The organism is Kitasatospora sp. NPDC051914 (assembly GCF_040680995.1).
Classification (GTDB): Bacteria; Actinomycetota; Actinomycetes; order Streptomycetales; family Streptomycetaceae; genus Kitasatospora.
Map to the genome: position 1 here is coordinate 1 of NZ_JBFAXX010000076.1, position 13,365 is coordinate 13,365.

The 13,365-nt window shown below is 76.5% G+C and carries 9 protein-coding genes; 3 read left to right on the forward strand and 6 right to left on the reverse strand.

Annotation, left to right across the window (positions count from 1 at the left end):
* Positions 1-118: 118 nt before the first annotated feature.
* Positions 119-538 carry an ATP-binding protein gene (locus AB0M03_RS34190; protein ID WP_363499152.1) on the reverse strand — a complete coding sequence of 140 codons (420 nt, stop codon included), beginning with the start codon at positions 536-538 and terminating at the stop codon, positions 119-121.
* Between the two features lie 221 nt (positions 539-759).
* On the opposite strand from AB0M03_RS34190, the gene AB0M03_RS34195 reads away from it, so the two are divergent.
* A complete protein-coding gene (locus AB0M03_RS34195) occupies positions 760-3,396 on the forward strand; it encodes a helix-turn-helix transcriptional regulator (protein WP_363499155.1) in 2,637 nt (878 codons plus the stop codon).
* 195 nt (positions 3,397-3,591) lie between these two features.
* On the opposite strand, the gene AB0M03_RS34200 is transcribed toward AB0M03_RS34195, so the two are convergent.
* From AB0M03_RS34200 to AB0M03_RS34210, 3 genes are all read right to left on the reverse strand, one after another.
* On the reverse strand, positions 3,592-4,221 hold the full coding sequence (locus tag AB0M03_RS34200; RefSeq protein ID WP_363499158.1) for an MBL fold metallo-hydrolase: 630 nt from the start codon (positions 4,219-4,221) through the stop codon (positions 3,592-3,594).
* Positions 4,221-5,306: an S-(hydroxymethyl)mycothiol dehydrogenase gene (locus tag AB0M03_RS34205; RefSeq protein WP_363499161.1), complete on the reverse strand. Its 1,086-nt coding sequence runs from the start codon at positions 5,304-5,306 to the stop codon at positions 4,221-4,223. The genes AB0M03_RS34200 and AB0M03_RS34205 overlap by 1 nt, the downstream gene beginning before the upstream one ends.
* Positions 5,307-5,443: 137 nt before the next feature.
* Positions 5,444-6,562, reverse strand: a complete 1,119-nt coding sequence (locus tag AB0M03_RS34210; protein ID WP_363499164.1) for a DUF3103 family protein — start codon at positions 6,560-6,562, stop codon at positions 5,444-5,446.
* 434 nt (positions 6,563-6,996) lie between these two features.
* Between AB0M03_RS34210 and AB0M03_RS34215 the strand changes: the two genes are divergently transcribed.
* Both AB0M03_RS34215 and AB0M03_RS34220 read left to right on the forward strand, forming a co-directional pair.
* Positions 6,997-7,314, forward strand: a complete 318-nt coding sequence (locus AB0M03_RS34215; protein WP_363499167.1) for a hypothetical protein — start codon at positions 6,997-6,999, stop codon at positions 7,312-7,314.
* A 176-nt stretch (positions 7,315-7,490) separates the two neighbouring features.
* Entirely contained in the window at positions 7,491-8,663 is a 1,173-nt protein-coding gene (locus tag AB0M03_RS34220; protein WP_363499170.1) for a serine hydrolase domain-containing protein, read from the forward strand.
* Between the two features lie 74 nt (positions 8,664-8,737).
* On the opposite strand, the gene AB0M03_RS34225 is transcribed toward AB0M03_RS34220, so the two are convergent.
* The gene (locus tag AB0M03_RS34225) at positions 8,738-11,572 is read right to left on the reverse strand and encodes a poly(A) polymerase (protein ID WP_363499173.1); all 2,835 of its coding nucleotides are present in this window, start codon (positions 11,570-11,572) and stop codon (positions 8,738-8,740) included.
* Entirely contained in the window at positions 11,572-13,338 is a 1,767-nt protein-coding gene (locus tag AB0M03_RS34230; protein WP_363499176.1) for an RNA ligase family protein, read from the reverse strand. Before AB0M03_RS34230 ends, AB0M03_RS34225 begins: the two co-directional genes overlap by 1 nt.
* Positions 13,339-13,365: the final 27 nt, after the last annotated feature.

Consider the following 13,365-nt stretch of genomic DNA (forward strand, 5'->3'; position numbering starts at 1 on the left):
TTCATTTCCCTCCACCCCCCCGCCCCGCCGGGGCGGCCCCCCGGGGCGGCGCGCCCCGCCGCGCGCCCCCCGCGCGGGGGGCCGCCCCCCCCCCCCCCCCCGCCCGCCGGGGCGCGTCCTACAGCGCGATCACGGCCTCCACCAGCGTCCCGCCGGCCGTCCGCAGCACCGTGGTGTCCACCGCGAACGCGTCGACCAGATCCAGCCCGCGCCCGAACGCCGCATCCACGTCGGCCGGCTCGCACCGCGGGGTGGGCCGCTCGAGCCAGCGCCCGGTGTCCCGCACCCGCACCGTCAGCGCCGTGTCGCAGACCTCGAACAGCACCGACACGTCCGGGCTGCCGCTGTGCAGCACCACATTGGTGGCCAGCTCGGTCACGATCACCGACAGCGCCTCGGCCACGTCCGGGGAGAGCCGGCGGCTGCGCACCAGGGACCGCGCCGTCCGCCGCAGTTGCGGCACCGACTCCGGGACGGCGGGCAGCGTCACCGCCGCCGCCAGACGGCGTCCGGACCGGGGCGGCGGATCCGTGCGCACGGGCGGCACGGCAACGGGTCTGGGAGAGGTCGAGTTCCTCACGCGGGGCTCCTGCCTGCACGGCGGCGGCATCGGCGGCGGCCCCCGCCGACCCACGGGCCGCGAGGACTTGACCCCGACCACGCTGCCCGCCCACCACGATGGCGGCAATCAGTGGAGACTGAAGTACGGATACGCAAAGAAAGCCGGACCGGGCAGTGAACAGCAGCGGGGTGGACGGTGTGGACGAACTGAACGAGACGGGCCTGCGGCGCGCACTGGAACGGGCCTGGTCCGCAGGGCCGGGCGGCGGGCCCGTCCTGCTGCTCGTCGAGGGGGAGGCCGGCACCGGGAAGAGCCGGCTCCTCGCCAGGCTCACCGACCGCCTCCCGGAACCCGCCCGCACCGACCCGTCCGCCGCCGCCGGCCAGGACGGCCCCGTCCTGCTCGTCGTCGAGGACGTCCACCGCGCAGCCCCCGACGACCTCGCCGCACTGCGCACCCTGCTCGCCGCACCGCCGCCCCGCCTCGCCTGCATACTCAGCCTCCGGCCCGAGGAACTCCCCGAGCCGGGCCTCCCGCTCGGCGCCGCCACCGAGTACCCGGCCGGGCTCACCGTCCTGCGGCACGTGCTCGGACCGCTGGGCGTCGAGGACGTCCGGCGGGCGGCCGTCGCCGCACTGGGGCCCGACCGCTGCCCGCCCGGGGCCGCCGAACGGCTGCACCGGGCCACCGGCGGCATCGCCCAGGTCGTCGCCGACCTGCTCGCGCCGCTCGCCGACCGCCGCGCCCCGCTCCCCGCCGACCTCGCACCCCCGCCCCGGCTCGGCGCCCTGGCGCTGCGCCGCACCGCGGCCCTGCCGCCGCGGCACCGCCCGGTCGTCCACGCCGCCGCCGTCCTCGACGAACCCGCCACCGCCGCCGACCTCGCCGAGGTCGCCGGCCTCGCCCCCGAAGCCGGCCGCACCGCCCTGCAGGCCGCCCTGGCGGCCGCCGCCCTGCACGACCACGGCGACGGCCGGTACGGCTTCCGGGTGCCGCTCGCCGCCGCCGCCGTCCGAGCCGCACTCACCGGGCCGCTCCGCGAGGACCTGCACACCCGCGCCGCCGCGCTGCTCGTCCGCCGGCAGCCCGTGCCCTGGGAGCGGGTGGCCGGCCACCGCCGGGTGGGCGGCCGGGTGCGCGGCTGGCTGCACGCCGTCGAACGCGCCGCCCAGCGCCACGCCGACACCGGCGACCTCGAACGCGCCGTCGCCCTGCTGGAGTCCGCACTCGCCACCGGGCCGGTGCCCGAGCACGCCCGCTCCCGCCTGGTCGCCCTGCTCGCCCGCTCCGCCGTCATGGGCCTGCGCTCCGACCGGACGCTCGAGGTGCTCCAGCACATCGTCGCCGACGACGGCATCGCGCCCTCCCTGCGCGGCGAGATCCGGCTCGACCTCGGGCTGCTGCTCTGCAACCAGATGGGCCGCTGCATCGACGGACAGGTCGAACTCGAGCGCTCCGTCGGCGAACTCCAGGAACAGCCCGTCCTCCTGGCCCGGGCGATGTCCGCCCTCTCCATGCCGTACTGGCCGGGCGCCCCGCTCGCCGAGAACGTCGCCTGGATCGAACGGGCCCTCGACGTCTCCGAGCAGATCGGCGACCCGGTCGTCCGGGCCGCGGTCGCCGCCAACCGGGTCAGCGTGCTGCTCAACATCGGCGACCCCGGCGCCTGGCCGCTCGTCGACGCGCTGCCCCGGGACGGCGAACCCGTCGCCGTCCGGCAGCAGGCCGCCCGCGGTCTGTGCAACGCCGCCGACGCGGCCGTCTGGATCGGCCACTACGACCGCTCCCGCAGCCTGCTCGGCGAGGGCGTCGCGCTGGCCGCCCGCAGCGGCGCCTCCTACGCGGAGCAGACCGGCCGGGGCTGCACCCTCGTCCTCGACTGGGCCACCGGCCGCTGGGCCGGACTCGCCGGCCGGGCCGGCGCCCTGGTCGCCGAGGCCGGCGACATGCCCTTCATCGCCTCCGACGCCCGGCTCGTCCTCGGCCTGCTGGCCCTCGCCCGCGGCGCCTGGGCCGAGACCGAGGAGTACCTCTCCGGCCCGGACGCCCCCGACCGCGACCACGGGCCCGTCCCGCTCTCCGCCGCCGCCTCCGGCGCACTGATCCGCCTCGCCCTCGCCCGCGAGGACGTGCCCGCCGCGGCCGCCGAGGCCGCCCTCGCCTGGGCCCGGCTGCGCGCCAAGGGCGTCTGGGCCTGGGCCGCCGAACTCGCCCCCTGGGCCGTCGAGGCCACCGCCCGGGCCGGAGCCGTCCCCGCCGCCCGCGAGATGGTTGCCGAGTTCGCCGCCGGACTGGACGGGCGTGACGCCCCCTCCGCCGACGCCGCCCTGCTCTGGACCGAGGCCGCCCTCGCCGAGGCCACCGGCGACCTGCGCACCGCCCGCACCGCGTACGAACGCAGCTCCGCCGCCTACGAGGCACTGCCCCGCCCGTACCACGCGGCCCTCACCGCGGCCGCCGCCGCCCGCTGCACCCTCGCCGGCGGCGGCCAGGGCACCGAGTCCGCGGTCGCGGCGCTCACCGGCTGCGCGGCACGCTTCGAGTCGCTCGGCGCCACCTGGGACGCCGCCCGGACGCGGGCCGACCTGCGCGGCCACCGGCCGCCCGAGGAACGGCGCGGCCCCGGCCGTCCCGGCTACGGCGACCTGCTGTCGCCCCGCGAGGACGAGGTCGCGCAGCTCGCCGCCGCAGGGATGACCAACCGGGAGATCGCGGCCGCCCTCCACCTGTCCCCGCGCACCGTCGAACAGCACGTGGCCAGGGCCATGCAGAAGACCGGCGCGCGCTCCCGCCAGCAGCTCACCGCAGTGCCCAGGACGGCCCCCGCGGATTGATTGCGTATCCGTGGAATCCCGGCCCCGGATTCCGGTCGGGGCCGCACCTGCGGCAGGCTCGCTCCGGGCGGCGCCGCACGTGATCCGGACGGCGCCGCACGGGGGAACGGCGTGACCACGGCCGCCCCGACGTAGGCACGGGAGGTACCGCGGCGGACCACCGCGGCACCTCCCGTTTCGCGTGCCCGGAAGGCCCTAGTGGCCGCGGGCGATCCATTCGTCGAGGTGCGGGGCCTCGGTGCCGATGGTGGTGGGGTCGCCGTGGCCGGTGCGGACCACGGTCTCCGGGGGGAGGGTGAGGAGGCGCTCGCGGATCGAGCGGACGATGGTCGGGAAGTCGGAGAAGGAGCGGCCGGTGGCGCCGGGGCCGCCCGCGAAGAGGGTGTCGCCGCTGAACACCGTGCCGAGCCCGGGTGCGTGGAGGCACACGGCGCCGGGGCTGTGGCCGGGGGTGTGCAGCACGGTCAGTTCCGTGCCGGCGACGGTGAGGGTCTCCCCGTCCGCCAGGTCGGCGTCCGGCTTGACGCCCGGGTGGGTCTGCTGCCAGAGCACCGCGTCCTCGGGGTGGAGCAGGACGGGTGCTCCGGTGCGGGCGGCGAGTTCGGGGGCGGCGTTGATGTGGTCGTTGTGCCCGTGGGTGCAGACGATCGCGAGCAGGCGGCGGCCGCCGACCGCGGCGGCGATGGCCGCGGGGTCGTGGGCCGGGTCGACGACCAGGACCTCCTCGTCGTCGCCGATCAGCCAGACGTTGTTGTCGACCTGCCAGGTGCCGCCGTCCAGGGTGAACTCGCCGGAGGTGACCAGGTGTTCGATGCGGGCGGCCATCAGAACAGCACCACCGATCGCAGCACCTCGCCCTTGTGCATCCGCTCGAAGGCCTGCTCGACGCCGTCCAGCGGGATGGTCTCGCTGACGAAGGCGTCGAGGTCGAGGCGGCCCTGCAGATAGAGGTCGATCAGCATCGGGAAGTCCCGGTCGGGCAGGCAGTCGCCGTACCAGGAGGACTTGAGGGCGCCGCCGCGGCCGAAGACGTCCAGCAACGGGAGCTCCAGCTTCATCTCGGGGGTGGGCACGCCGACCAGGACGACGGTGCCCGCCAGGTCGCGGGCGTAGAACGCCTGCCGGTACGTCTCCGGGCGGCCGACCGCGTCGATGACCACGTCCGCGCCGTGGCCGCCGGTGAGTTCGCGGATCGCCTCGACCGGGTCGGTGCCGGAGGAGTCGACGGTGTGGGTGGCGCCGAGATCCCTGGCCTTGGCCAGCTTGCGCGCGTCCAGGTCGACGGCGATGATCCGGGCCGCGCCGGCCAGCCGGGCGCCGAGCACGGCCGCATTGCCGACCCCGCCGCAGCCGATCACCGCGACCGAGTCCCCGCGGCCGACCGCGCCGGTGTTGACGGCGGCGCCGAGGCCGGCCATCACGCCGCAGCCGAGCAGGCCCGCGGCGGCGGGGGAGGCGGCCGGGTCGACCTTGGTGCACTGCCCGGCCGCGACCAGGGTCTTCTCGGCGAAGGCGCCGATGCCGAGCGCGGGGGAGAGCTCGGTGCCGTCGGTGAGGGTCATCTTCTGCTTCGCGTTGTGGGTGGCGAAGCAGTACCAGGGCCGGCCGCGCCGACAGGCCCGGCAGTTGCCGCACACCGCACGCCAGTTGAGGATCACGAAGTCGCCCGGCGCGACCTCGGTGACGCCCTCGCCGACGGACTCCACCACACCCGCGGCCTCGTGGCCGAGCAGGAAGGGGAACTCGTCGTTGATGCCGCCCTCCCGGTAGTGCAGGTCGGTGTGGCACACCCCGCACGCCTGGACCTTCACCACCGCCTCGCCGGGCCCCGGGTCGGGCACCACGACGGTGACCACCTCCACCGGCGCACCCTTGGACCGTGCGATCACACCCCGTACCTGCTGGGCCATCAGAGCAGCACTCCCTCGTGCCTCGTCGTGGGCCCGGCCGCCCCGCCGCTCGCACGGCGGGGCGGCCGGGTGTTCTGTGGAGCAATCTATCCGATCTGTCCACATTTCCACGGGAATTGCTGCCGATCCGGGAAGGATCAGAAGGCGGACACCCAGTACGGGGAGACGTTCATCCAGCCGTTGCCGCGGGCGCCGTCCAGCCGGCCCGAGGAGGTCCTGGCGAGGGTGTACCAGGAGTCCACGTAGTCCGGGTCGTCCGTCCACCACTCGGTGGGGATGGCGTCCAGGACGGCGTTCACCAGCGGGATGTACGCGCCCTGGTCGGTGATGGTGAGCAGGACGGCCGCGATGGCCTTCGCCAGCGCCTGGTAGTTGGTGCTGCCGTCCTCCTCCATCAGCACCACGTCGGCGAGGTTGTACTTGTAGTTCGACCAGTTCACCAGGATCTGGTTGGGGCGGTAGACCGTCCCGTCGTAGTCCAGGTACGGCATGTCGACCGGGTCGACCCGCACCTTGCCGTCCAGGCCGAAGCCGGTGACCAGGGCGTACATCTCGGCGCCGCCCTTGAACCACGGCTCCTCGTCGTCGGACACCTCGATCGCGTCGATCTTCGTGCCCCACCAGCCGTCCGCGGCGGCGGCCTGCGGCTTCACCCCGGTGCTGCCCAGCGCGCGGCGGAGGACCTCGGCGCCGCCGGCCAGCGCCCGGCTGACGTCGATGTCGACCAGGTAGACCGGCTGCCGGGGCACCTGCGTGGCGTCCAGGGTGTGCGCCCGGCCGCGGCTGTCGTAGGCGGTGAGGGTGGTGGCCCGGTCGCTCGCCGGTGCGGCCGCGACCCACGGGACGGCGCCGGCGTCCAGTGCCGGGCGCATCGAGGCGTCGCCGAGCCGCAGGCGCAGCAGCGGGCTGGTGGCGGCGTCCAGGCCCTTGGCGGCCAGGATGCGGGAGTTGCCCTCGGCGACCGGGGCGGCGAGCCTGCGGCCCGCGTCGGCGGACGCGTGCGCGGTGAGCGCCGACAGGTCGACCTCGGCGCCGCCGCGGGCGGCGGCCCGCAGGCCGTCCCGCCAGACGGAGTCGCCGAGCGAGGCGGCGACCGCCCGCGCGGTCTCCTCCTCGACGGCCTGGACGGCGGAGTGGGCGCGGGGCTGCTGCGGCGGGGCCCCGGTGCGGGCGCTCGCGGTCTGTGCGGCGGCCCCCAGAACCAGGGCGAGGACGGCGCCGACCGCGCCGACTCTCAGGGTGCTGATGGTGCTCAACGGTCCTCCACGGCTGGGTGTACGGAGTGCGCCCGCCACCCGTCGGCCACGGCAAGTTGACGCTCGTCGGCTTCCGCGTGGGGGCGGTGTTGAGTGAGCCAGGACAGCGAAGCAACCCCGTCGTGCCCGCGTCAAGGATGCGCGGAGCACCGGTCTGACGAACAGTCAGTGCCGCTGGTGGGGGCGCCGGGTGCCGCACGAAGGGGCAGCCGGGAGAGTGTCAGGTCCATCATGCCCGTTCGGAGGGGTCCGGCGGTAGGACCGAGAGCACGCCGGACCGATCTTGTCCGGGACGGTGCGCACCCCGCACACTCGACGGACCCACCCCTTCCCACGCGCCCGGGCTCCCCTGCGGAGGCACCGGCGCGTCCGCCGTGCTGCCCTGACGGCGGGTCGGACCGAAGCCGGGGGTGGCGGAACGAAGGGGGAACGAAATGAACCAGGATGCGATCCTGCGGGCCCGGGTGCTGCTGCTCGGCACGGGCGAACTGACCGCACTGCAGCGGGTGACCGCGCACCGGCTGCTGGCCGCGGACAGCCCGGCCGTCCACCTGCCTAAGCTCTCCACCGCGCTCGTGGACCTCGCGGAGCGGACCGGGCACCTCCCGGACGCCTGCCTCGCCCTGCTCGACGAGGCCATCGCCGCCGCCGAGGCCATGGACGCCGCCGACCCCTACCGTCCGCAGGTGCTCGCCGAGGCGCTGGACGCCCGGCAACTGCAGCTCGACGCCATGGGCCGGACCGCCCGCTGACGGCCATTCAGGGCCCGCCGTCCGAGCGCCTCGCGCCGTGCATGCGGGCGGCCGGGGACGGTCGAGGGGTGGGGAAAACCGCCGTACCGACCCGGGTGCCAGCAGGATGGGCGACCGGTGCGACGGTCCGGCACGCTGGGCACGAACGGGACGTACACCGGAAACGGGGGAGATCGATGAGGGCGCGTGCGGGGGCCGCAGCACTGTGGGTGGGAATGTGCGTGGTGGCGGTGTCGGGGTTCCTCCCGGCGACGGCCGTTGCGGAGCGGGTCCCGGCACCGCCGCCCGCCGGCCTCACGGAGGGCATCGAGCAGGCGGTCGCGGACGGATTCCCGGGAGTCGTGGCGTACGCCAGGCGCGGAGAGCGGGAGTCGCGGACGGCGGCCGGGCTCGCGGACACGGCGAACGGCGAGCGGGCCCGGCCGCACCAGCGGTTCCGGATCGCCAGCAACACCAAGTCGTTCGTGTCGACGGTCCTTCTGCAGTTGGAGGGCGAAGGGCGGCTCTCGTTGGACGACAGCGTGGAGAAGTGGCTGCCCGGCGTGGTCCAGGGACACGGCAACGACGGCCGGGCCGTCACCGTCCGACAGCTGCTCAACCACACCTCGGGCATCTACGACCCCACCACCGAGGCGGAGTTCTTCGCCCCCTACCTGGAGCGCCACGACCGGGACTACGTCTACACCCCGCGGCAGGTGATCGCCCGAGCCGTCCGGCACGAGCCGGTCTTCGCGCCCGGCGACCGCTGGGAGTACTCCAACACCAACTACCTGCTCGCCGGTCTGGTGATCGAGGCGGTCACGCGCCACAGCGCGCCCGCCGAGATCCGTCGACGGATTCTCGCCCCGCTCGGCCTGAAGGACACCTCCTTCCCGCTGACCGACCCGACCATTCGCGGCCCCCATCTGCACGGTTACGACCTCCAGGGACAGGACGTGACCCGGTTCAGCCCGTCGTACGACTGGACCGCCGGCGCCATGATCTCCACGGTCGACGACCTGGCCCGCTTCCACCGGGCCCTGTTCACCGGAAAGCTGCTGCGCCCCGCCCAGCAGCGCGAACTCCTGACCACGGTGCAGTTCCCCGAGATGCCGACGGCGTACGGCCTCGGCGTGCAGCGCGTGGACCTGTCGTGCGGCTCGGGTCCGGACGCCAAGTCGGTCGGTGTCTGGGCGACCGACGGCGGCGGACCCGGATTCACCAGCGTTTCGCTCACCACCGTCGACGGTGAGCGGCAACTGGTCCTCGCCGTCAATGTCTTCGATCTCGGGGCCGACCTGAAGGGCGAGCCGAGCGTCCCACGGAGCCTGGGGCTGGTGAAGGCGCAAGCGGCAGCCCTGTGCGACTGACGGAACGCCGTGGCACCGCCGAGCCGTGATCTGCACGGCGGCCCACGCACCCCTTGGGACGGCCGCCCGGCATCCTACGTCAGCGTCGGCACCCCGCCGCCCTCCGTCCAGGTGACGTCCACGCCCGGCAGGCCGCGGGTCCAGCGGTCGGCGAGGGCGGCGAGGGTGTCGGCGTCGACCGGAGTGCGGCCGAGGCCGACGGCGAAACGGGCCGTGGCGGGGCCGGTGGCGAAGGGGCGCGGCCAGGCGTGCGCCTCGGCGGCACCGGCCTCGTCGAGGGCGGCGAGCAGGGAGCGCATCCGGCCGCGGACGAGGCCGAGCACGTCCTCGAACCCCGCGGCGCGGGCGGGCTGCACGTCCACCACGGCCCAGGCCGCGTGCCGCCGGTGCAGCGGCGGCGGGGCCGACAGCTCGGGCCGTGCGTCCCGGCCGTCGGCGGCCGCGGCCTCCAGGACCTCCCAGGCCCGGTAGAGCTCCTGGCCGAGCAACTCCCGTCCGCCGGCGGTGACCTGGGCGGTGCAGGAACGGACGGGGGCCGTCGGGGTGGCGACCGTCACCGGCCCGGCCGGCAGGGCCGGACCGGCGGGCGGGCCGACCGGCTCGCGCCAGTCCCAGGCGGCCCAGGTGCCGAAGAAGTGCCGCAGCAGCTCCTCGCCGTCGAGTCCGGGCGCCTCGGTGACCGTCCGCGCGGCCAGCACCGCCCAGGCCAGGCCCGGCAGACCGCCGAACGGCGCCGAGTCCAGGCCGCGGGCCTTCGCCCAGGCCTTCACCTCCCGGGCGAGCCCGGCGAACGCCGCCCGCCGCGGGCCGACCGAGACGAGCAGCGCGTCCGCGTCGGAGACGGCGCTCAGCGCGAGCGCCGCGGCCTCGCCGAGCTCGGCGCGGTGCTCCACCGCCTCCGCAGGGTCCAGCGACCCCGTGGGGACGATCACCAGGTCGACGTCCAGGCCGTCGACGGAGAACCGCAGGCCGGGCACCCGCGCCCCGACCACCCGCCGCAGCCGGACGGCCTCCGGCAGCGCGGCCACCACCCGGGCCTGCACCTCGGCCGGGTCGGGGTCGCCCGGCAGGGCGGCCACCAGGTCGAGGTCGGCGCCGGGCAGCGCACAGCCCGTCCGCCGCGATCCGGCGAGGTGCACCACACCCTCGGCGAGCGCCCCGGCGATGCGCCGCGCCGTCCGGTCGGCGAGCGCGTCCGGTGCGGGGGCGTCCGCCGTCGGCGCGGCCTCCGGCAGCCAGCTGATCTCGCCGGTGCCCAGCGCCACGGTGGCACGCGGCCGCATCGGCTCCTCGCCGCGCCGGGACAGCAGCACCAACCGCCCGATCTCGGCCGCGGCCTCGGGCAGCCGTGCGGTGCACTCGGCGACCAGCCCCCGCGGGTCGTCCGTCCGGCCGAGGCTCAGGTGCGGGGTGAAGCCCTCGGAACGGCCCCGGCAGAGCGGGAAGCGCTCCAGCAGCGCCCGGTGGAGTCCGGCCCACCGGCTGGGGTCGCCGGCCGCCGGGTCCAGCCACACGGTGGAGCCGTGCCGGTGCCGGAAGCTGCGCACCCCCGCCAGCCGGGCGGTGAACGGCGCCACCTCGGCGGCCGCCTCCGCGAGCAGCGGCGCGGCCCGCTCGAACTCGGCCTCGGGGACGAAGCCGTACAGCACGTTGACGTGCGGCGGCCAGCGGTGGATCTGTGGGTCGTGCTCGGCGCGGACGGCCTGGATCGGCGGCCACAGCCCGTCCGGCGGCAGCCAGGCGAGGGCCGTGCGCACCGTGGGGCGGACGTCGAAGACGCCCTCGGGTGCGGCCCCGCCGGGGCCCAGTTCGACCTCCACACCGTAATGGTCCGACGGACGGAGCCCGTCCGCGGTCGGGCGGTCGCCGAGCAGTACGGCGGAGGCCGCCCGCGGCCCGCCCGGGCGCAGCAGCACCCGGTCCAGCCGGGAGGCCCGGCCGGAGAGCGAGGAGACGGCGGCCAGCGGGTTGGCGCCGGGGTCGAAGGTGGGGGTGTCGTCGTCCGGCCCGTGCACCTGGGACCAGGCGTCGTGCAGCCCGAGGACCGCGGCCGGGCCGTCCGGGCCGCCCCGGCCGTCGTTGAAGTCGCCGACCAGCACCAGATCGCCCTCGACCCCGGCCGACCCCTCGGCGATCCGGGCCAGTTCGGCCTGCCGGCGGGCAGGGCCGCCCTCGGTGTGGTCGCTGGTCAGATGGGTGGCGGCCACCGTGAGCGGGCCCGAGCCGGTGTCGACCACCAGCGCCGCGAGCGCCTTGTGCGGGCCGAGCAGGTGCCGCCCGGCCTCCAGCACGGGCAGCCGGCTGAGCAGCAGCAGCCCGCAGTCGGGGACGTCCCGCCCGCGCGGGTCGGTGCCGAACGTCCACCCCGCCCGCACCCACGGCTCGCGCAGCAGCATCTCGACGAGCGCCGGCTCGACCTCCTGGAGGGCGACGACGTCCGCGTCCGCCCGCTCCAGCGCGGCCAGCAGCAGCGGGCGGCGGCGCGCGGTGTCGATCCGCTCGCCGTCGTAGCGGTCCCACAGGGTGTTCCAGGTGACCACCTTCACCCGGCCGTGCCGTGCGGCGGGCGAGGGCGCGGACGCCTCCCCGATCGGCCCCCAGCCGGAGCCGTCCCAGCCGTGCGGGGTGCGGGCGGTGAAGAACGGGGCACGCAGCCGCCGCCCGTCCCCGGCCCGGCCGGCGGCGGTGCCGTCCAGCCGGTCCACCCCGGCGGCGCGGTCCCACACCGTCTCGCCGTCCGCCTCCACGGACAGCACCCGGTGCCAGGGGATGTCCCCGCCCGGCGCGAAGCCGTCCAGCGGGACGCGCTTCGGGTCGGCGCCGCGCTGCTGGACGACCAGCACGAACCGCGACGGGTCGAACCGGGCGTCCCAGCGGACCCGGTGGTAGATCTCCTCGCTGGTGCGCATCAGGCGTCCTCCCCGCCGATCGTCCCTGCCGTGTCCTCGACGGTGCCGGCCGCCCCCACGTACCAGGTGCGGTGCGCCTCGCCCGGGTACGGCGGCCCGAACCGCCGCAGCTGCGCCGCCAGCACACCCGGCGGCACCGGGTGCGGACGGACCTCGTTGCGGCGGGCCAGCTCGCCCTCCCCGACCAGCAGCACCGCCTGGGTGACCAGGGCGTCGCGGCGCTGCGCCACGCCCTGGACGAGCGAACGCTGCTGCCGGTTGAGCGAGGTGGCGTCCCAGACCACCGTGCCGCCGCGGGCGAGCGCGGCGTCCAGCCGGTCCAGGCCCTCGCGCAGCACGTCGCCGTTGGCCCGCTGGTCGGCGCGGTCGCCGCGCTCCTCGCGGAGCCCGTCCAGCGAGATCCGGGCGCTCACCCCGGGCAGCCGGGCCGCGAAGCCGCTCTTGCCGCTGCCGGACGGGCCGACCAGCTGCACCAGCTGCGGGAAGCCGCCGGACCGCCACCGCCAGGACGCCGCCACGGCGTCCTCGACCCCGCTCACCCGGCCGAGCGCGAACGCCTCCCTGGCCTCGGCCCAGCAGCGGTCCGCGGCGTCCGGCCCGAGGTCGGCGAGCGCCTCGCGCAGGCCCGACCGCAGCGGGGCCAGCGGGGCCTCGCCGAGCAGTCCGGCGTCCTCGGCGTGCAGCGCCGACCACTCGGCCTGCTCGCGGGCACCGGCCGCCTCCGCGTCCGCCCGGCCGGCCGTCACGGCGGCAGCGACCGCGTGCAGCACCCCGAGGTCCGCGACCTGTGCCATCCGGACCAGGCCGGCCCGGCGGTCCTCGTCGGGGAAGGGGCGCTGCAGGGCCGGGTGGAGACCGACCAGGTCGGCGACCCGGCGGGCCAGCGGCATGCCGAGCGGCCCGGCGAGCCCGGCGGCGAGCCGGCCCCGGTTGCCGCCCGCCAGCGCGGCCGCCAGCACCCCGGCCAGCCGGGCATCGCCCGTCCGGCCCAGCACGTCGAGCCGGGCGGAGACGTCGGCCACCGCCGCCTCGGGGTCCCGTTCTCCGGACTCCGGTTCTCCCGGCTCCCGTTCACCGGGACCGGTCGCCGCGAGCAGCGAGGGCAGGTCGGCCTCCGCACCCGACCGCACCGCCCACAACGGGGCGGCCGGGCCCAGCCCGTTCGGCACCACGGCGGCGTGCATCCAGTGCGTGTCGGTCTGCACATGGTGCGGCCGCACCCACTTGGCGACCCGTCGGCCGAACTCCTCGCGGGGGAAGCCCTCGGCGGTGCGGACGACGTAGCCCTCCTCGCGCCCGGTGTCCAGGCGCAGCGCCCGCACGGCCCGTTCGTCGAAGACCCCGCGCCACAGCACCCGCGGCACCGGGACGCCCAGCCGCCGCAGGAAGCGGACGGTGTCGTCCCAGCCGAGGCAGCGGTCGGCCGCGTCCCAGACCGAGAAGCCGTAGAACCAGCTGTCCAGGCCGGTGTAGGCGATCGAGTGCCGGGCGAACAGGTTCTCCCCGCACACCCGCCAGCCCGCCGGGATCGCCGGGCCGATCCGCCCCTGCAGACCCTTCACCCACGCCCGCGAGGGGTGGTGCCCGGAGTCCAGCGAGCGGGCGTGCAGCCCGTCGGCGTAGAGCGTGGTGTTCTCGCCGTCCATCTTCTCGGTGACCACGACCTCCCGGCCGTGCAGCCCGGAGAGGTCGCCGGCCCGGACGTCGTCCGCCGCGGCGCCCGGCGACCAGGGCAGGTGCGGGGTCCGCGGGTAGTGCACGCGCATGGTCCGCTCCTGGTCGGGGTGGTGGGA

Bases quoted from the DNA above. Each gene is read 5' to 3' on its own strand.
- AB0M03_RS34225 (WP_363499173.1), bottom strand. From the start codon at position 11,572: ATGCGCACCAGCGAGGAGATCTACCACCGGGTCCGCTGGGACGCCCGG.
- AB0M03_RS34230 (WP_363499176.1), bottom strand. From the start codon at position 13,338: ATGCGCGTGCACTACCCGCGGACCCCGCACCTGCCCTGGTCGCCGGGC.
- AB0M03_RS34205 (WP_363499161.1), bottom strand. From the start codon at position 5,306: ATGGCCCAGCAGGTACGGGGTGTGATCGCACGGTCCAAGGGTGCGCCG.
- AB0M03_RS34200 (WP_363499158.1), bottom strand. From the start codon at position 4,221: ATGGCCGCCCGCATCGAACACCTGGTCACCTCCGGCGAGTTCACCCTG.
- AB0M03_RS34215 (WP_363499167.1), top strand. From the start codon at position 6,997: ATGAACCAGGATGCGATCCTGCGGGCCCGGGTGCTGCTGCTCGGCACG.
- AB0M03_RS34220 (WP_363499170.1), top strand. From the start codon at position 7,491: ATGAGGGCGCGTGCGGGGGCCGCAGCACTGTGGGTGGGAATGTGCGTG.